This is a genomic window from Bergeyella cardium (assembly GCF_009914665.1).
GTDB lineage: Bacteria > Bacteroidota > Bacteroidia > Flavobacteriales > Weeksellaceae > Bergeyella_A > Bergeyella_A cardium.
The window spans coordinates 649,027-668,556 of record NZ_CP029149.1 but is presented as its reverse complement, the minus strand read 5'-3'; the positions used below and the strand labels follow the sequence as shown (position 1 = coordinate 668,556).

At 39.4% G+C, this 19,530-nt stretch carries 19 protein-coding genes; 12 read left to right on the top strand and 7 right to left on the bottom strand.

Annotated features, from left to right (window positions below):
- The first annotated feature begins 10 nt into the window (after positions 1 to 10).
- The 6 genes from rpmB to DBX24_RS03000 all read left to right on the top strand — a co-directional run bounded on the left by rpmB (position 11) and on the right by DBX24_RS03000 (position 3,497).
- Positions 11 to 247 carry a 50S ribosomal protein L28 gene (gene rpmB, locus DBX24_RS03025; protein ID WP_120488445.1) on the top strand — a complete coding sequence of 79 codons (237 nt, stop codon included), beginning with the start codon at positions 11 to 13 and terminating at the stop codon, positions 245 to 247.
- Positions 248 to 258: 11 nt separating this feature from the next.
- On the top strand, positions 259 to 441 hold the full coding sequence (gene rpmG / locus DBX24_RS03020; RefSeq protein WP_120488446.1) for a 50S ribosomal protein L33: 183 nt from the start codon (positions 259 to 261) through the stop codon (positions 439 to 441).
- A gap of 22 nt (positions 442 to 463) precedes the next feature.
- Positions 464 to 616 (top strand): DUF4295 domain-containing protein, encoded by a 153-nt coding sequence (locus DBX24_RS03015; protein WP_120488447.1) that lies wholly within the window; start codon positions 464 to 466, stop codon positions 614 to 616.
- A gap of 144 nt (positions 617 to 760) precedes the next feature.
- The gene (gene ftsY, locus DBX24_RS03010; protein ID WP_120488448.1) at positions 761 to 1,717 is read left to right on the top strand and encodes a signal recognition particle-docking protein FtsY; all 957 of its coding nucleotides are present in this window, start codon (positions 761 to 763) and stop codon (positions 1,715 to 1,717) included.
- 286 nt (positions 1,718 to 2,003) lie between these two features.
- On the top strand, positions 2,004 to 2,879 hold the full coding sequence (locus DBX24_RS03005) for a hypothetical protein (RefSeq protein ID WP_160223949.1): 876 nt from the start codon (positions 2,004 to 2,006) through the stop codon (positions 2,877 to 2,879).
- A 225-nt stretch (positions 2,880 to 3,104) separates the two neighbouring features.
- Positions 3,105 to 3,497 carry a hypothetical protein gene (locus tag DBX24_RS03000; RefSeq protein WP_160223948.1) on the top strand — a complete coding sequence of 131 codons (393 nt, stop codon included), beginning with the start codon at positions 3,105 to 3,107 and terminating at the stop codon, positions 3,495 to 3,497.
- Positions 3,498 to 3,554: 57 nt separating this feature from the next.
- Here DBX24_RS03000 and DBX24_RS02995 read toward each other — a convergent pair whose 3' ends face one another.
- The 5 genes from DBX24_RS02995 to DBX24_RS02980 all read right to left on the bottom strand — a co-directional run bounded on the left by DBX24_RS02995 (position 3,555) and on the right by DBX24_RS02980 (position 10,109).
- Positions 3,555 to 4,772 (bottom strand): serine hydrolase domain-containing protein, encoded by a 1,218-nt coding sequence (locus DBX24_RS02995; RefSeq protein ID WP_160223947.1) that lies wholly within the window; start codon positions 4,770 to 4,772, stop codon positions 3,555 to 3,557.
- A gap of 3 nt (positions 4,773 to 4,775) precedes the next feature.
- Positions 4,776 to 5,705 carry a 2-hydroxyacid dehydrogenase gene (locus DBX24_RS02990; protein WP_160223946.1) on the bottom strand — a complete coding sequence of 310 codons (930 nt, stop codon included), beginning with the start codon at positions 5,703 to 5,705 and terminating at the stop codon, positions 4,776 to 4,778.
- A gap of 110 nt (positions 5,706 to 5,815) precedes the next feature.
- The gene (locus DBX24_RS02985; protein ID WP_160223945.1) at positions 5,816 to 7,243 is read right to left on the bottom strand and encodes a RagB/SusD family nutrient uptake outer membrane protein; all 1,428 of its coding nucleotides are present in this window, start codon (positions 7,241 to 7,243) and stop codon (positions 5,816 to 5,818) included.
- 18 nt (positions 7,244 to 7,261) lie between these two features.
- The gene (locus DBX24_RS09380; protein ID WP_260392836.1) at positions 7,262 to 7,528 is read right to left on the bottom strand and encodes a hypothetical protein; all 267 of its coding nucleotides are present in this window, start codon (positions 7,526 to 7,528) and stop codon (positions 7,262 to 7,264) included.
- Positions 7,485 to 10,109, bottom strand: a complete 2,625-nt coding sequence (locus tag DBX24_RS02980; RefSeq protein WP_260392835.1) for a SusC/RagA family TonB-linked outer membrane protein — start codon at positions 10,107 to 10,109, stop codon at positions 7,485 to 7,487. Before DBX24_RS02980 ends, DBX24_RS09380 begins: the two co-directional genes overlap by 44 nt.
- Before the next feature lie 421 nt (positions 10,110 to 10,530).
- Between DBX24_RS02980 and DBX24_RS02975 the strand changes: the two genes are divergently transcribed.
- The 4 genes from DBX24_RS02975 (at position 10,531) to recN (ending at position 16,255) form a co-directional block, all read left to right on the top strand.
- Entirely contained in the window at positions 10,531 to 12,195 is a 1,665-nt protein-coding gene (locus DBX24_RS02975; protein WP_160223944.1) for a DUF6909 family protein, read from the top strand.
- Between the two features lie 169 nt (positions 12,196 to 12,364).
- A complete protein-coding gene (gene coaBC / locus DBX24_RS02970; RefSeq protein WP_160224688.1) occupies positions 12,365 to 13,564 on the top strand; it encodes a bifunctional phosphopantothenoylcysteine decarboxylase/phosphopantothenate--cysteine ligase CoaBC in 1,200 nt (399 codons plus the stop codon).
- Between the two features lie 52 nt (positions 13,565 to 13,616).
- A complete protein-coding gene (gene porD / locus DBX24_RS02965) occupies positions 13,617 to 14,516 on the top strand; it encodes a type IX secretion system protein PorD (protein WP_120488457.1) in 900 nt (299 codons plus the stop codon).
- A gap of 83 nt (positions 14,517 to 14,599) precedes the next feature.
- The gene (gene recN, locus DBX24_RS02960) at positions 14,600 to 16,255 is read left to right on the top strand and encodes a DNA repair protein RecN (RefSeq protein ID WP_160223943.1); all 1,656 of its coding nucleotides are present in this window, start codon (positions 14,600 to 14,602) and stop codon (positions 16,253 to 16,255) included.
- 122 nt (positions 16,256 to 16,377) lie between these two features.
- Here recN and DBX24_RS02955 read toward each other — a convergent pair whose 3' ends face one another.
- Positions 16,378 to 17,049, bottom strand: a complete 672-nt coding sequence (locus tag DBX24_RS02955; RefSeq protein ID WP_160223942.1) for a TonB-dependent receptor — start codon at positions 17,047 to 17,049, stop codon at positions 16,378 to 16,380.
- Entirely contained in the window at positions 16,979 to 18,652 is a 1,674-nt protein-coding gene (locus tag DBX24_RS02950; protein ID WP_160223941.1) for a hypothetical protein, read from the bottom strand. The genes DBX24_RS02955 and DBX24_RS02950 overlap by 71 nt, the downstream gene beginning before the upstream one ends.
- 81 nt (positions 18,653 to 18,733) lie before the next feature.
- On the opposite strand from DBX24_RS02950, the gene DBX24_RS02945 reads away from it, so the two are divergent.
- Both DBX24_RS02945 and DBX24_RS02940 read left to right on the top strand, forming a co-directional pair.
- Positions 18,734 to 18,988, top strand: coding sequence for a hypothetical protein (locus DBX24_RS02945; RefSeq protein ID WP_160223940.1), 255 nt, complete (start codon positions 18,734 to 18,736; stop codon positions 18,986 to 18,988).
- Positions 18,957 to 19,529 (top strand): hypothetical protein, encoded by a 573-nt coding sequence (locus DBX24_RS02940; RefSeq protein WP_160223939.1) that lies wholly within the window; start codon positions 18,957 to 18,959, stop codon positions 19,527 to 19,529. The genes DBX24_RS02945 and DBX24_RS02940 overlap by 32 nt, the downstream gene beginning before the upstream one ends.
- Position 19,530 lies beyond the last annotated feature (1 nt).

Here is a 19,530-nt window from a genome sequence, read left to right as displayed (position 1 = left end):
ACATCGAGATATGTCAAGAATTTGCCAAATAACAGGAAAGCGTGCAATGGTAGGGAACCATGTTTCTCACGCGAATAACAAGACCAAAAGAAGATTTGAAATCAACTTATTGGAAAAGAAGTTTTACCTTCCAGAGCAAGATAAACACATTACTTTAAAAGTATCTGCTCACGGATTGAGAATTATCAATAAATTAGGTATTGAGGAAGCAGTAGAAAGAGCAACAAGAAACGGATTTATTAAATAATATAAGGAGAGATGGCAAAAAAAGGAAATAGAGTTCAGGTTATCCTTGAATGTACAGAGCATAAAGAAAGTGGTTTGCCAGGAATGAGCAGATACATCACCACAAAAAATAAAAAGAATACTACTGAAAGACTGGAACTGAAAAAATTCAATCCAGTTCTTAAAAAGTATACAGTACACAAAGAAATTAAGTAATCTTATAAAAGTATAACTTACTATGGCAAAGAAAGTAGTAGCGACCCTACAAAGCGGTCAGTCTAAGAAAATGACTAAAGTAGTAAAAATGGTAAAGTCTCCTAAAACTGGAGCTTATGTTTTTGAAGAGCAAGTAGTGAATGCTGACGAAGTAGATGCTTATTTAAAGAAATAAGATTTGCTCTACACACACAGCAAAAAAGATAAAAGCCTATTCATTTTTGAGTAGGCTTTCTGCTTTCCTAATATCTTAATGGAGACTGCTAAAACTTAGTTAATTTCATATATTTGCATACATTTTAATTCATAATTCTAAAAAATGAGTTGGTTCAAGAAAATATTTAAAAAAGAAGAAAAGGATACATTAGATAAAGGCTTGGAAAAATCCAGACAGGGTTTCTTTGAGAAGATGACAAAAGCCGTCATCGGTAAGTCAAAGGTAGATGATGAGGTGCTGGATAACCTCGAAGAAATCCTTATCGCATCTGATGTAGGTGCTGCTACCACCATTAAGATTATAGAAAAAATAGAAGACCGCGTAGCCAGAGACAAGTATGTAAATACTGCTGAGCTGGATGCCATCCTCAGAGAAGAAATATCGGCATTACTGTTAGAAAATCCTCATTCCAACACGGGAAATATAGACGAAAACAAGAAGCCATTTGTCATAATGGTCGTTGGCGTGAATGGTGTCGGCAAGACCACTACCATTGGCAAGCTCGCCCATCAGTTTAAATCTCAGGGAAAGAAAGTCGTATTAGGTGCCGCGGATACTTTCCGAGCAGCAGCGGTAGATCAATTGGTAATATGGAGCGAGCGAGTGGGCGTGCCTATCGTAAAACAGGGGATGGGATCAGACCCCGCATCTGTCGCCTTTGATACCCTGCAATCCGCCATAGCACAAGACGCAGATGTCGTACTCATAGACACTGCAGGGAGGCTTCACAACAAGGTCAATCTAATGAACGAGCTCTCCAAAATAAAACGAGTAATGCAAAAACTCATCCCCGATGCCCCCAATGAGGTTCTCCTCGTCTTGGATGGCTCTACTGGGCAGAATGCTTTTGAGCAAGCCAAGCAATTTACAGCTGCCACCGAAGTCAGTGCTCTTGCCATCACCAAGCTCGATGGTACCGCAAAAGGAGGAGTAGTTATCGGGATTTCGGATCAGTTTCAGATCCCTGTCAAGTATATCGGTGTGGGTGAGAAGATGGAGGACTTACAGCTCTTTAATGGTGAGGAATTCGTAGATTCATTCTTCAAGAAAAGGGGCTAATCTCCCTCAATCCATAAGATATTAAAACCGTTCAATCAATTTGAGCGGTTTTTTGTATTTATTTAAAATAATTTTTTAATTTAGTAACGAATTAAGGCAAAGATGATTAACAAAAAATTAAAAAGACTTCAGAAAAATGAATTTTTAATAAAACAGGAAATCGCCAAATTCGGGCTGGCTCCCCTTCAAGGTTGAGGATGTGAAAGCGAAAATCAACTTTAAACAAAAGAGTAGCTGAGTAAGCGAAAATCAAAAGAGTAGCGTAATTTTTTAAATATTTTTCAAAATGAAAGCTTTAAAATTTTTTATATTAGTATCCATAGGATTAGTGTTAAGCTCCTGTTCAATGGAAGATGAAATAAATGTACAGGAGATAACGAGTAAGAATGTAATTGCTGAAATTAAAGCAACAGGGGCAAAGGGAATTCCTTTTCCTGAAGGTAGTAAAGCAACAACTCTAGGTTCAAAAGACTTTGTGAAAATTACACTCCCAGAAGATGTATACTATGTTATAAAAGATGAAGAGGGCAATGTTTCTCGAGTTTCTACACTTGGTATTCGTTGTAAATGTTTAAAAGGGGCTGGATGTTCACCTGGAACCTATGATGGAAGATATTTTTGTACAGCAGAGTTAGGCGCTTGTAGTCTTTGTGAGGTACATGCAGGGCTTATAGAATCTTTATCAGCTAAAGGCGAGCAAAAAGAAGTTCAAATTGTAGGAGTAATGGATGAAAGGGAAGATAAATTTGGAGCCTATGCAAAAAGAGGTGGATTTGGACAAATTGAAAGAGAGAAAGAGCCTACTATACAGTATGGAATTACAGAGGACTTTTTTAAATGTAAAGAAGTACACGAAGCATTAATGGAACTTTATTCCGCAGTATATAGAACCCATTATGATGAAGAAATACCGGATTTTATAAAAAGTAATTCTGATACCATTCCATCAGACCATGTATATATAAGAGCAAGTCTCTTTGGTAATACAGTTTTTCTTCCAACTCCAAAAGAACTTGCTATAGAAGCAGGCTTAGAAATGGTAGATGATATTAGTAAGATTCACTGTACTTGCAGTCAGGGGACTGGATGTACAAAAGATAGAGTGTATGTAGTTGTCTTTTGCAATGCAGGTAATTGTTCAGATTGTACAATGTCAAAGTAAATAAAGTAGATGTTTAACAATAGCAATCACCCAAAGTCGCGGGTGATTTTTTTGTGCTGCTTAAAGCTATATTTCCAAAATTTTGGTTTTGCTTATGAAGTTAATGGGTTGATTAGTAGTTTGAAAGTATAGGAGTTGCCATAAAAATTGCTTGACAGCTATGGAGTTTTTAGGTTTAATGAGATTTTTATTTACATTTGCTCTCGCAAAAAATAAAAAAATAAGATGAATATTAGAAACATTTATTTGGGTATCGCCTTAGTTTTTGCATTGATTGTCAGTGCTTGCGGTGATAAGAATAATTCTCAACTCCAATCTGAAAACGCAGTGGAGCAGTCTTCTGGAGAGGAACAAACAACGGCCTCTACCGATGTTGGAAATGCGTATGACGCTATTTTAGATGAGTACGAGGTGCTGATAGAAAAAAATAATGAGCTGATTCGCAGGGTAGAAAAAGGCGATTCTTCGGCGGTGGCAGAACAAATGGAGCTCCAAAAAAAGAGAGAAGATCTGGAGGCGAGAGAGAAAAAACTCAACCGCCGAGATATGACGCAGGAGCAGCTGGACAGGCTTGCGAGCTTGCAGAAAAAACAGCGAGAGGAGACGACTTCCCGGTAGGGCGAGCGAAATGAAAATTAGAAACCGATAAATTGATTATCGGTTTTTTTTTATTCGCTATTCGCCAGAGGTGGGCTCTTTCGTAAGGCTTTCAATATCAAAAGGAAAATCTTCAAATAGCCCTGAGAGCGCGGTAGCCGAATAGATGCGGCGAGAGTATTTGTTGCCCAGCGCTATAATTGTGGTTTTGGACTCGGGGAGGTGCACAAAAACCGAATTAGAGCCGTGCCACCAGCCGTTATGATAAGTCAGCGCTTTTCCATTATCAAAAATTTTCATTCGTATCCCCAGCCCATAGTTTTTCATTCCTTTTTTCTCATTGCTATAAGGTTTAAACACCTTTTTTATCAGGTTTTTAGGAAGGAAATTTGAGGAAAACATTGCCTGAGAAAATCGCAGCAAATCCTGAGGTGTGGTGTAGATATTCTTATCTCCGTAGATCAAATCGAGCTTGTTGTAGGGGTGCATCTTCCCATTGCTAAAAAAAGATGGACTGGCAGTGGGGAGTTCTTTTTCGGTGAGAACGAAGGTGTGCTCCATCCCGAGCGGTTGGAATATCATTTCCCGTACGGCGATTGGGTAGGGCTTGCCTGCAACTTTTTCTATGACGAGGGCGAGGAGGGCATAGTTGGTATTACAATACTCAAAGCCGGTGTTGGGCTCCCTCTTGAGTGCAGGTTTGTGCTTGGAAATGAGGCTCAAAATATCTTGATTGCTGATAAATTCCTTTGAAAATTCGGAGGGTAGGGGCTTAAGTTCCTGTTCTAGAAGTTCGTATTTGGGGAGCCCACTCCTGTGGTTGAGTAGATTTTTGAGGGTGATTTTAGGGTAGGGGAAGGCTGGGAGAATGCTTGTGAGGCTTTGGTTGAGGCTGATTTTTCCTGATTCTACCAATTTTAGGATTGCCATAGCGGTAATCGGTTTGCTCACAGACGCGATGTGGAGTGGGGTGTTTTCGTTGATGGGGTTTTGTTTTTTCTCATCGGTAAATCCTCGATACTTTTCTAAGAGGATGTTCTCTCCTTTTGCGATGATGATTCCTCCCCAGAGGTTACTCCCTTCCCAAACTTGGAGGTAATAATCTCCCAAAATGTTTCGGATAGAATCTTCTCGGGAGAGCTTAGAATCTGCGGGTTTGAATATTTTTTTGAAATTTACACTGCTAAAGTTAGGGAGGGTGTTTTTGGCTTTGGGTGGGATTTTTTTCACTTCGTCCTTGCAGGAAATGAGGAACAAAATGAGGAGGGAGGCGAGGGTGGTTTTCAGGAGGTTCATAGGCTAAGCGAAGGCGTTTAGGATTTTATCTACGATGACTTGTGCGAGTTTTTCCTTGCTCTGCACCGTCCACCCCGCAATGTGCGGCGTGAGGATGACTTTTTCTGAGGTGAGGAGGTATTTGAAGTCCTCGTTGAGGTTCTCCAAGCTCTCGAACGAGGGTTTTTCAAACTCGGTTACATCCAATGCGGCGCCTTTTATTTTTCCTGATTTTAGGGCTTCTACCAATGCTTTTGTTTTGATATTCTTGCCCCTTGCCGTGTTGATAATGTAGAAGTTTTTATTCATTTCGGCGATGAATTTTTCGTCTATTATATGGTGTGTTTCTGGGGTGATGGGCAGGTGCAGGCTGATGATATCGGCTTCTGCTTTTAGCGTCTCGAGGGAAACTTGGGCAGCATATTCATCGGATAAATCAGGTAGGATATCATAAAAAACCACTCGGCAACCAAAGCCCGAAAACCTTTTGGCAGTGGCTTTCCCCATATTTCCATAGCCTATGAGCCCTACGGTTTTTCCTTTTATTTCATCGCCTCTATTTTCTTCCCTTCGCCATATGCCTTTTTTCACTTCTTCTGATGAAATGAAGAGGCGGTTCATTAGGCTGAGGAGCATCCCTAATGCGTGCTCTGCTACAGCATCTCGGTTTCCTTCGGGTGAATTGATGAGCAGAATGTTTTGTTTTTCCGCTTCGCGAGTGTCTATATTCTCCATACCGGCACCTACCCTCGCAATGAATTTTAAGTGATGAGCCTTTCGGAGAAATTCGCCATCTAAGGGTATCCTGCTCCGGATGATAATGCCGTCATAATCGTTTATTTTTTCTAAAACCTGCGTGTAGGTTGAGGTATGGTCTTCCGTAATCTGGAACCCATTCCTCTGAAGCTGCTCCGCGATGAGAGGGTGGTTTTTATCGAGCTGTAGGATTTTCATTTTTTTAGGGGGGGGATAAAGTTTTTGCAATAATAGATATTTTTTGTAGGCTAAAAGAAAAAAGTTGCCAATTTATTGGCAACTTTAATATTAATAATGATCAAATTTAATTAATTTGAATTATCATATCCTGGGTTTGGCTGTACCAATGAACCTGATACATTCGTTTCAGATTGAGGGATTGGCATTGCTATGAGCTGGTTTCCGATGTTATAGCTGTTGTTGGTTACAGCTCCAGAATCATCATAAACCCGAAGTGTAGCTCCCCATCTTAATAAATCCCAGTATCTGAATCCTTCACCTATAAGCTCTCTCGATCTTTCTTGCTTGATATCATCTAATGTTACAGAGCTGGCAGTAGCAAGATTTCTATTTTCACGAATCTTATTATAATACTTAAGAGCAGTAGCTAAATCGCCAGTTTTAATAGATGCTTCTGCACCACTAAGCAGGACTTCTTCATATCTTATAAGTTTGATATTATTAGAGCCATCTCTACTTGAAAATTTGTTACTCAGGAAGTCTCCGATTTTCTGACCCGATGCGGTTCTTGCTTCCTTTATTAAAGATAGCCTTATATCTCCAGCCGCGTAGAGGTTTATTGCTCCAGATAATACTGCGATTTGCTGATATCCACCCTCACCATTTAATAAATAATCATAAGAATTTACACTAAGTGCACCATTTTTTCCTACAGCCAATTCAAAAATACTATTTTCAGTATTTGGCTTAGAAAAAGAAGATACTAAATCACTAGAAGGGATTACTTTATATATATCAGAATCATAAATATCTTTTACCAATTCAGCAACCTTTGCATAATTTTCTTTATACAGATAGTATCTGGTCATTAATGCTTTTATAGCTAATGGAGATATATAGGTTTTATCTGCGTTATCAGTTTCAGAACCAATATTATTTAATGCCGCCTGGAAATCTGCTTCAATTCGTGCTTCTGTTTCTGCAATAGTTGCTCTTGCCTGCTTTCCTTTGGGATTAAAAGTAGTTGGTAGAACAACGCCTAATGTACCTCCTGAATACTTCTGACCATAAAGACGAAGTAAATCAAAGGTAGCCCAAGCTCTTGTAGCATAAGCCTGCCCTTTAATGTTTTTAATTTGAGCAGAAACTACATTTGGGTTAGAAGATTCTCCCCAAGTAAGATTATTAGAAGAATTTATAATAATGTTAGCATTTGCTATTACACTATATGCCGCCTCCCAAGTATTTTCTGCTTCAGTTGATGAAGAATATGTACTCTCAAAATAAGTGAAATTTTGTAGAGAAGGTCGGTTCCCTCTATGGTACATTTCATCTGAACGAACTTCTCCATAAGCTCTATAAAAAGAACCTAAATAGTAAGAACTTCTCATAGCTACATAAGTCCCATTCATAAATGATTGTAGCTGCTCTACTGATGTAATTGGTTTTGCTTGTTCAGACTGAAAGAATCTTGTTTCAGTAAAATCCTCGCTACAAGAGTTAAAAACGCTTCCCAATGTAGCTAATACCAATATTGAATATATTGTCTTTTTCATTATAATTCGTTTTTTAAATTAAAAATTAATATTTACACCTAAACTGTAAGTTTTCATTGGTGGAATTTGTAAGTTAACATATCCATTGATTTGTAAATCTGGGTCAAACTTATAGTTTTTATCAAAGTTATAGGTAAAGATATTATCTCCTAAGATATAAATCTGCATACCGTTGATTCCTGTTTGTTTTAAAGCATCAGACTTAATGTTATATGCAAGTTTTACAGTTCTTAATCTTAGATTAATCACCTTTGTACAAGTATCTTGAAGAGTGGCTGTTTGCATTTTTATTTCCTCTTCCTAAAATAGGTTTAGGATTGCTTGCATTAGGATTTTCTGGAGACCAGTAATCTAATTGAGATCTGTATCCTGGATATGTAAGAGTCATAGCACCATCACTTTGGCTAAGTCTTGCAAACTGGTCATATACTTTATTACCAAATCCAAAACTTAACTGAGCATCAAGGGAGAATCCTTTATAAGATAGTTTAGTATCCACACCACCGAATAATGTTGCAATTGCAGAGCCTTGTACTGCTTTTTGAGCTTCATTATAGTTTGATGTAGTTTCTCCATCAACACCGTTTTTATACCACAGAGGGTTACCATTAGTTGGGTCTACACCAGCCCATTTTCTCATATAGAAAGAGCTTGCAACTTCACCTTCCCTGTGTATTCTTAAGTCATTAATAACAATATCCTGCCCACCATATAGCTTGGTAATTGCATTGTTTAATGTACTTACATTACCTCCTAAGTTCCAGTTAAACCCATCACCAGCATTTTTGATGATTTTAGCATCTATGGTAAATTCAAAACCGGTATTTTTCATCTCTCCAATATTTTGGTATTGAGATGTAGCACCTTGTGAAGGAGATAATGGAAGTTCAAAGATTAAGTCTTTTGTTAGCTTATGGAAATAAGCAGCGCCAATGCTTAAGCGATTATTAAATAATCCTAAATCAAGACCTACATTGAAAGGAGAGAGTGTTTCCCATTTCAAATCTTGGTTATCTACTCCTGTTACTCTAGCTCCTGCCTGGTCATTGTAATTAAAAGTATATTGATACAATGAGTAAGGGCTAACATCTGCCAAGTTACCTACTTTACCATAGGAAGCAGAAAGTTTTAGCTGAGAGATAGTATTACTTGACTTAAGAGCTTCTAATCTTGCAAGGTCTAAACCTGCACCTGCTGACCAGAAATATCCTGTTTTTTTACCTGGCCAGAAGTTAGATAGTTTATCTTGTCTTCCAGAAACATCTAATAAAAATAACTTATCATAGTCATAGTGCAGGGTTGCAGCATATCCTCCTCTTGAAGATATACTTTTTATTCCGTATGCTTCGCGAGGTACCACAAAGTTATTCATCGTTTCCAAATAAGGAGAACCTACAACATTAGCACTACCACCTACTTTACGGACATCTGATTTATAGGCTTCTTGGATTAAACTAGCTGAGAAATTATTGCTTTCCCCTAATTTAAAGTTATAGGATAAAATGTTCTGTACATTGAAATTAAAATATCTAGATGAATATGCAAGAACGCTTCCTCCATAATTGTATCCGTTACCGTGTAGGGGAGAACGATAGTTATCCTCTTCTATATTAATGAATTCAGGAGCAAAAACAAATTTATATGCTAAGTTCTTAGCCAATTTATAGTCTGCCTGGAAATTAGCAAAAACCCTTGCTGTTTTAGCAGTTTGATATTCTAATTCTTGTAAAGCAGCGACATTAAATAAGTTATTGGATAACTTTCCACCCTTTCCAAAATAGTAAGAACCATCTGCATTTCTTACAGGATCTGTTGGTTGCAGATAATACCAGCCTAAGAGAGGGTTGGAGAATGTAGCCCCATCACTCACAGTATTGATTTTACCATAAGAAAATTGCAGGTCAGTAGATAAATTTAATTTATCTGTAGCTTTATAAGATATTTTGTTAGTATTAGTTATACGGTTAAAGCTAGTACCTTTTACAACCCCATTTTGATTAAAATATCCTAATGAGGATAGGTAAGTTAATCTATCGCTACCGCCAGAAACAGAAAAATTAAACTTTTGGAAATATGCACCTCCTGTTTTTTCTGTTTCCTTTTGCCAGTTTGTATTTATATGTCTTTTTGCATAAACAGATCCTAATCTATTTGTAGGAGGTATTGTCCCATTTTGTAATGCAGCAAGTACATCTTCTTTTCTTGCATTTACAGTATTGGCATATCCTGCGATGAGCAAGTCTAACCATTCAGAAGTACTTAGTGGCTCTTCCCCTTTTACAGCTTTAAAAGCTACACCAGTTTCATTACTGAATGAAAATCTTGCATTACCTTTTTTACCGGATTTAGTTGTAATGATTATTACCCCTGTACCAGCATCAGCACCATATACAGCAGTAGAGACAGCATCTTTTAATACAGTTACGCTTTCTATATCTGCTTCGTTAAAGTTTGCTAATATATTAGCTGTTGTTGTGTTTCTAGTAAGGTCTCCTTGTGCTACTCTTACTCCATCTATAATATATATAGGGTTATTTCTACCATTAATAGAAGCAATACCTCTAATTCTTAAGTTAGCAGCACCACCGGGTTGTCCGGTATTCATACCTCCTTGTACACCTGCAACTTTACCAGATAGAGCTTTGTCTATCGATGCTGAAGAGGTGTTGGCAACATCTTGTCCTCCAATTTTCCCTACAGAACCCGTAAGTTCTTTTACAGCTCTTTTTTGACCAAAACCTACAATGACAAGGTCTTCAATCTTTTTTTCAACAAGAGAGTCTGTCTTCTTTTTCTGTGCGTCTATTGTCTGTATCCCCAAGAAGAAGAGGGCTCCAGCACTTAGCACTTTTAATTTTACACTCATATTAACTATCTTTTTTATTTTAAGTTGGCAAACTTATAAATTTATAGTTAATATATCCAAACTTTTTTTAAAAAATATAATATTTTTTTTGTTTCGTTGTCTAATTTTTGTTTTTTTTATATGTTTTGTTTGTGAATGTGTTATTATGGATGTTTTGTTGTTTTGGGTATAAATCTCTTATTATTAGTGGGATAATTAATCTTTGTTCAAAATCAAGCCTTTATTAAATTATTATTAAAAACCTTAAATTTTATTAATATGGCAATATTAAGAGGAATTGCACTATAAAGACTGCTGGTTTATAAGCTTTCTTACATACTTATATCTGTCTATATAATAAGATTATGCTCTGTAATTTGTGTGTTTGTGATAAAATAAATAATTTAGCCCACTTTTTACATTAACATTAAATTTCAGAATTATGGAAAAGTCAAGAGCAAGAGAAACTACAGAAGCGATAGAAAGATTATATGTCTCTATGAGACATTTGTTTTATAGAGGTTTTTTTAAACCGGCAGGGGTTTCCGGTGAGTCATTAAGAAAGTTACTGATGACCATAGCTCCCGAGATTTATGGCTCTATGGGAGTGCCGAATAAGGTAGAGCTCAATGGGCTGCTCTATGTGCTCGACAGGTTGCCGGAAAACATAGAAGAAACACCTTTTGTGCATCTTACTTCAGATGAGGGCTTTGAAAAAGGGAGCTTTGAGATTATCGTTCCTAAAAAGCGCAGAAGAAATTGCTACCGTATAGACAAATATCAGATGAATATAGAGGTCTTGCTCGGCCGTTCGGAGATATATGATATACTTACCCACCTTACCTTCCTTTATATAGAGGCAGATAAAATCCGAGAGCTGGGTTATATTGCAGATGAGAACTATCGCCCGTCCAGAACTTGGCAGATTATAGAATCTGTAGCCTTGGGTGAGAAGAAATTCAGCCGTAAGGAGAAGGAAGTAGCCCTTATTCATCTCTCATCTCTTTTGGGGAGAACTTTTGATGAAACCCTGAATGCCTACAATAATTTTGGAAGTGATGACAACCCCGACCGCCTCTTCAAGATTATTTATCATTTAGGTAAGGCGAGCTTGGAAGACCACTTGGATATCCGCAAGAGGGAGATTCATTTCAGTGCGATTCTTCGTGAGCGAGTGGGGCATCATTTCTTTGGTGAGAAGTGGGCGCAAAAGGTGAAGAATGTCCTCGTTCAGCACGGTTTAAATAACCGACCTCTACACATTATTTCTGCCAATATGCACTCGGTGAAGAATATGCTCTTTGCCAATACCGCCTTGGGCAAAAAAGCAGGTACAGAGGTAGATTATAGTCTTTATGAGGAAATCAGTAACCAGAAACCTCTTCAGGATAAGATTTTAGATTATGCCTTAAAACAAGGGCTTATCTATATAAAAGACGATAGCGGTAGCAATATCGATGTTCAGATTATAGACCTCAGCAAGGTAGATTTAAAGAATACTCCCTTTGCACATTTCCAGTTTAATGGAGATGATGTAGTCCTCGTCTTTGATTATGCTTTCGGAGAGCAGGCATTTGAGGTGATGGATGAGCTCCTTCGCCCGTATGAACTGGCTGGTGAGGAGCATATGATGAATATAAAATCTATCTCCATAATGGGTAAGGCGGGCATTTTGGAGGGCAAAAAAGGAGATATAATGATTCCTACTGCTCATATTTTTGAAGGTACAGCAGATAATTATCCATTTGAAAACAGCCTGAAGCTCTCAGATTTTGAAGATAAGGACCTTGAGTCTTTTGAAGGGACGATGATTACCGTACTCGGAACCTCTCTTCAGAATAAGGATATCCTTTCTTATTTTATGAATACCTCTTGGCGGGCCATTGGTCTTGAGATGGAGGGCGCTCACTATCAGAAAGCGATTCAAGTGGCATCAAAAATCAGGAAACACATCTCCGAAGACCTCTTCGTTTGCTATGCTTATTATGCGTCTGACAACCCATTGGAAACGGGCAGTACCCTCTCCTCTGGTGGTCTTGGGCTCACAGGCGTAAAACCTACCTACCTCATCACTCTTAAAATATTAGAGAAAATCCTTTTTAGGTAGCAGGCAATAGGCAATAAGCAGTAGGCAATACCTCTGTCATATGACGACACCTTAGTTAGGTAGAACGAACCTCCCGTGCTACGAGTGCTATTGGCTAAAAGCCAGAAGCTAATAGCTATATTAGTGCCTACTGCCAAAAACTCTATATTTGTCACGGAAAAATAAAACTATGCTAAGAGGAAAGAAAATACTGATGATAGTTACGGGAGGTATTGCGGCGTATAAGATACCTTTTGCGGTGAGGGATTTTATTAGAAAAGGGGCAGAGGTTAAGGTAGTGCTTACGCCATCGGCGGAGGCTTTTGTTACAAAACTCACGCTCTCTACGCTTTCTAAAAACGAGGTGGTCTCGGATTTTTATAATGCTGATGGAAGCTGGAATAACCATATAGAACTCGCCAAGTGGGCAGATGCTTTGCTCATAGCACCGTGTACCGCAAATACGCTGGCGAAGATGGTTTCTGGTACGTGTGATAATCTGGCTTTGGCGGTGTATATGTCGGCACATTGCCCTGTGTTTATCGCTCCAGCGATGGATTTGGATATGTATGCTCACCCTTCCACAAAGGCGAATATAGAAAAGGCAGAGGGCTTTGGGCATAGGATAATCCCCGCTCAGTATGGCGAGCTGGCAAGTGGCTTGGTGGGTATGGGCAGAATGGCAGAGCCAGAAACCCTTGTAAGCGCTGTAGAGGAGTTTTTCATTCATCAGAATGGGGAGCAGGCGTTTTTAAATAAGAAAATTCTCATCACGGCAGGTCCTACTTATGAGGCAATAGACCCTGTGCGCTTCATTGGGAATCATTCCTCTGGTAAGATGGGCTATGCCTTAGCCGAAGAAGCGGCGAGGAGAGGAGCCGAGGTTATCCTCATCTCTGGGGTAAGTGCAGAGAAAGTAAGCTACCCAAGCATTCAACTCATAAAAATCACTTCCGCAAAGGAGATGTATGATGAGGTTTTTAAGTATTATGATAAGGTAGATATCGCCATAGCCAGTGCTGCAGTGGCAGATTATACGCCTAAGGAGGTCTCACCAGAGAAGATTAAGAAAAATGATGACCGCCTTAGTATAGAATTGATAAAAACCCCCGATATTCTCAAAACAATGGGGGAGAAGAAAGAGCAACAGTTCCTCGTAGGCTTTGCCCTTGAAACCCATAACGAGGAGGAGCACGCTAAAGCCAAGCTCCAAAAGAAGAATTTGGATATGATCGTTCTCAATTCTTTAAAAGATAAGGGAGCAGGCTTTAAAGGGGATACCAATAAAATCCAAATCCTAACGCCTAATGAGAAGAAATCCTTTGACCTTAAAACAAAACAAGAGGTAGCGAGGGATATTTTGGATTTTATACAGCTCAAAATCCAATAAACTATCAAAAGCAGCGTTTGAGAATCTATAAAAAGCAAGAAAATTTATCCTAATGAAAAAAATCATCTTTCTATTTGTATTATTTGTGAGCTTCCCTTTGATGAATGCACAGGAGCTCTTGGCAGAGGTCAGCATCAACCATCAGCAAGTGCAGGGGAGTAATGTGCAGCTCTATAAAACGCTTGAAAAAAGCCTTAGAGACTTCATTAATAATACAAGCTGGACGGGGAAGCGCCTCCAAAATTTTGAGAAAGTTAAGTGCAATTTTGCGATTATCATCAACTCAAAAGAGGGGAATAATTTCAAGGCATCTCTCGTGGTTCAAGCCTCTCGCCCAGTCTATAATTCTACCTATAATACACCCCTTCTCAATATTAATGACAAAGATTTCCCCTTTGAATACACCGAAAATGAAAACCTCATCTTCAACGAGAGACAGTTTTCTGGTAAGAACCTCATCGATGTCATCAGCTTCTATGTCTATGTAATTCTCGGCTATGATGGCGATAGTTTCAAGATGAATGGCGGGCAGCAATGGTTTGAAAAGGCGATGAAAATCTCCCAGAACTCCCAAAACCAAAGGTTCGGTGGCTGGTCTGTAACCGAAGGACTAAAAACCCGTGCTCAGCTTATCGATAACCTCTTAAAGCAGGAGAATAACACCCTGAGAAGTGTCTGGTACAACTATCATCGCTTGGGCTTAGACAACCTTTGGAGAGACAATAAGAACCAAGCAAAGAAAAGCCTGTTTGATACCCTCCTAAGGCTTAAGGCTTATGATAATAACTTCGGAATGAACTATCCTTTTGCGATATTTATGCAGGCAAAAGCAGATGAGATTTACGAAATATTCGCTATCGGAACCAATACCAATATCAATATTAACGAGCTTAAAACAATGATGCAGAACTTCGAGCCTGCGAAATCTCAGAAGTGGAGCAAATGGAAGTAAAAACGATTGAGAAATTTGTAAAATCAACATTTAACCGATATTTTTGTGGAGCTTTAAGCCTTAATGCTTAGAGCTTTTTTACTATGCTAAAGAGAATCTTCATACAAAACTATGCGCTTATCGATACGCTGGATATAGACCTCAAAAAAGGGCTGCAAGTCATCACAGGGGAGACGGGCGCTGGTAAGTCCATCATTCTCGGAGCCCTTCGCCTGATAATGGGCGAGCGTGCAGATGCAAAATCTATCCAGAATACCGAGAGCAAAAGCATTATAGAAGCAGAATTTGATGTATCCGAAAACCTGAAAACCTTCTTTGAGGAGAATGATTTGGACTATGAGCCCATCACTATCATCCGTCGCGAGATTCTCCCCAGCGGTAAGTCCCGCGCTTTTGTAAATGATGTGCCCACTACCCTCGATGTCCTTCGGGAGCTCTCTGCACAGCTTATAGACATCCATTCCCAGTTTGAAACCTCTCGCCTTTTTAGTGAAGATTATCAGTTTAAAATCCTCGATGGGCTCAGCGAGAATAAAGAATTAATTACAACTTATCAAAAGGATTATCATTCATTCCGAGCATTGAAAAAGCAGCTTGCTGAGCTTGAAAACCAGTTGAACGAGGGGAATAAAGACTCCGACTATAAGCAGTATCTGCTAAACGAGTTAGAAGAAGCACAGCTCGATGACTTAGACCTCGATGCCGTACAGCAAGAGCTATACTCCCAAGAGAATGTAGAGCATATTTCCGAGAATCTCGCTCATATTTTTAGGCTGACCGACCAAGAAAGTATCGGGCTTTTAGACTCATTTACCGAGATGAGGTCTAAACTCTCCAAAGTTGCCGACCTCTCCCACCAGTTCACTGAGCTAAACGATAGGTTAGAGAGCCTATTCGTAGAGTTTAAGGATATCGTTTTTGAGCTACAATCCAAAGCAGAAGACTTGGAGATGAACCCCGAGCGCCTCGAAGAGCTCAAAGACAAAGTCAATAAAACCAACACCCTCCTGCTGAAACACAAGGTAGGAAGCGTCTCCGAATTAATAGAAATCCGAGACCAGTTGGCAACCGAGCAAACCAGCTTTTCAGATATAGAAGAGCGAATAGCCTATCTAAAGCAGGAGATTACCGATAAAGAAACCCAGTTGAGAATCCTCGCCGAGAAACTCTCCAAAAACCGAAACCTGTCGGCACCCGAATTTTCAGAAAAAATAGAAACCCTCCTCCGAAGGCTCGGTCTCGAAAAAGCAAAAATTGAGGTTCAGCTCACCCCAAATGAGGACTTCTCCGCATTCGGTTTAGACGGCATCGCTATAATGTTTCAGGCCAATACAGGCTTTCCCCTCAAGCCTATACAGTCGGCGATTTCTGGCGGTGAGCGCTCTCGAGTAATGCTCGCCATCAAGAAAATAATGGCAGAAAATGCAGAGCTCCCCACTCTTATCTTAGACGAGATAGATACCGGTGTTTCTGGAAAAGTGGCGGAGGAAATCGGGCTGCTGATGAAAGAAATGTCCGCCGACTTACAGCTCATCGTCATCACCCACCTCGCGCAGGTTGCATCAAAGGGGAGCGACAATTACAAGGTCATAAAACAGGACATCGACGGCAAGACCAAGTCCAGCATCATCCCCCTCTCTCCGGACGAAAAGCTCCAAGAAATCGCCCAGCTTCTCTCCGGCTCTACCATCACCGATGCCGCTATAGAGCAGGCTCGCGCCCTGATTCTCGGCACTTAGCCGTAGCACGGCAGTGGGCTGTCAGGAGTAAAAATGAACCTGTCGGAAAGGAAAATCAACCTTAGGTCAAGTAAAATAAAAAAAGTGCCTGCCACGCTGTGGCTGTTCCTTATGCTAGTGGGCTATGGTGTACACTGTAGTCCAAAGTAGAAATAGCGGGGGGAGAGGTTATAGGTATTATAGGAAATCAGTTGGTTAGTGATGGAGTTGGTATAGAGTTTCTGGCTGTTGAGGAGGTTATTTACTCCTATTTTAAGGGAGAAAAGGGGGAGTTTTTTCTCAAGGGCAAGGGAGATTTGCGGGGTATAGAGGTAGAATTTATCAAGGTGGCGAGCGTAGAGGCTAAGGCTTGGGCTCAGGTAGGTAGTAGGGGTTATTTTAAGCTCAGAGGAGGTCGTCAGCCTAAGGTTATAATCGGTTTTATTAGAGATAATAAAGCTGTGATGGGCTTCAGCTTTAATGTTTTGGTTCAGCACTTGGGTATTGATTAGGGAAACCAAATTAAGGCTGTTTTGACTAATGTATCTCAGGTTTTCATTTAGGATTATCGGAAAGTTCCAGTGCCGAAAAATAAGGATATGCATTTGCGAGAATTTCGGTTTAGAGCTTATGTAATTTCCCGATATATTCATCCGATGAGAGGGCGAATCAGCGATGATGATGCTTTGCACAGGCGCAGAAGCACCCATTGAGGTTTTGATGATGGCAGACTGTGGCAGATATTCATAATCTGCGGAGAGCTGCCGAGAGGCTAAGGCTGTTCGAATAAGAGAAAAAGGTACTTGTAGAAGCATCGTCTCCCTTTATAAATCTTTTCGAGTCAGAGGTGTCAAGTACTGGGAGCAGGTAGTCTCGTTCCTTGAAATTAATCTTATAGTTTGATGATAAACTAAGGCTCAAATCATCGGAAAAGCGGTAAGAAATCTTTGCTTTTGGGAAGATATTCCTGCTCCATTGTTGTGCTCTTGAGGCGTTGAATTTATTGCGTATGCCTACGGCATCCGCCCCGATGATGAGGTCTAATTTCCTCTTTTTATACCAGAGAAAAGCCTCCCAGCTGGCTATGCTGTGCTGTATTTCATACTGGCTGAGCACAGTTTTGTATTCATCTTCCCTGCTGATGGATGTATGCCGTATATCTATATTGAGCTGGGTTTCTATTCGGAGGTTTTTCAGGTTTTTGTAGAGGTTGTAGAAGAGGTAAATATTGTTGTTTTGTGCCGTTTGCTCTCTGTGGGTGCTTTGGGCAGTGGTAGAGCCTCCCGTACTAAACTGGTTGGTATAGTCTGCCACTGAATTTTCTCTCTCGCTTACGAAATCTATCCCCATTCTGAATATTTTGCTTTTCCAGAGAATTTTTGAGGAGAGGCTGTTGGTATTTTGGGAGCTGTTTTCTGTGTGCAGGCTTTTGTAGGCATTAGAATTCGCATTATTTATATACTCATTTTGGATGTTTTGAGTATTCCTGAGTGTCGTTTCATTTCGTTTGATGTCTAAAAGGACGGTAAGGCTGTTATCTAAATTTGAATAATTAAATTTCTGGGAGATAAGGTAGAGGGTGTTAATATCATTCCCCTCCTTGCGGGTATTTTCGTGTATTGTGTTTTCGTTGGCGTGCTGCCATCCTCGGTATTCCTGCTGGGTAAAGAGGTCTTTATGCTCATTAATTCCGAATACGGTATACTGGGCTTTGGTTTTCTTAATATTAAAACTAAAACCCGATTGCAGAAGTTTGGTATCCCCGATATGAGGATGGGAGAGCCTTAAATCGCCTGCATTAGCGTAGGAATAATGCAAGTTGGAGAGCAGATTTCCACTGCTGAAAAACTGTTCATTAAAGAAATTCCGATAAGCGATACTCTCTGGAAGAATGCTCTTGCTCAGGTTGTTTGCATTAATAAAAGAATTGAAGAGCATACTTTTACGAACCCTGTTAACCGAGCCTCTTACCAAGTATCTGTCATTTGCATTGCCCAGCATCTCTGTATTCAGATGGGTTTTCTGAGATTTTTTTGTATTCAGCCCAATGTTGAGTATGCTTGTTTCGTCTTTATTATTTGGATTGGTGATTTGCAGGTCTTTCACCCACTCGGCAGGGATTTGTTCGGAGGTTATTTTAGAATTTCCAGAGTACATTTCCTTACCGTCTATAAAGATTTTATTCAGCGACTTACCATTGTAGTACAGCTTGCCTTGGTTCCAGATTAGCCCAGGTATTTTATCCATCAGCCCTTTCAAGTTATCGCCTTTTTTTATGGTGAGTGTATCTATTTCTATGCGTAAGGTGTCTGTTTTTTTCTTGGAGCTGATAACCACCTCGGGAATGATTTTTATTTCCTGCCCAAATAAGAAAAAAGAGATGAAAATAAACAAAAAACCGAATAAAAATTTCTTCATAAAGAGGAAATATTAGAGATTTATAATAAACGATATCAAATTTAGAAATAATTTTATATTTGTAATCATAGAAAATAAAAAATGAGAAAAGTATTTTTAATGGCTTTTTTGGGAGGGACTTCGCTCGTGTTTTCCCAGAAAGTAGAAAGCGTTCTAAGTTTGGAGAAATCTTTTAGCTCGGTGGTATCAGGCGGTGATAGTGCAGCATTTTCAGGGATGCTCAGTGAGAAAGTTAGGCAAAGGGTCTATGTTTCTTCAACAAACCATAGCGGTGTTTCCAGCTACGAAATCAAACGAATTGTAGATGAAACCCCCCGTCTTTGGAGAAATCATTAAAACAGATACCGATGATAAATTCAGCGGAGGGGGCAACCCAAAACTAATGGAGATTTATGAGAAATCCCTCAATAAAAAGTGTGAATTGTTTAACGATAATAAAAACTGTGAGGGCTTCAGCCGATATTCGGGGTATATCCCCTTTATGAATGATAAAAGCCTTTACTTTGTTGATAAGGAAGATATCGATAAAGGTAAATATACCCTGAAAAAAGGAGGCATTACCTACGAAACCGAAATCATTAGCATAGATAAAACCAAGCCTCGCGAGTGGAAGGTCTATTTCTATGTAAATAAAATCATCCCAGAAGAAAAAAGAACCAAAGTTCAAAAGCTCCCTATTCCTGTAAAAGAGATTATCAAAAAGGAATACATCATCTCTCAGGTGTTCAGAGGCTATTACACCTTAAACCCAGAGAACAGCTTTATCTCTTATATGAAGTACGACTACAGCGTTCGCAATAGGGTTCAGACGAATGATGAACCTGCTACCGAAAGCGACAGAATCAGTACCATCGAGCTCAAAAACAAACTAAAATAGA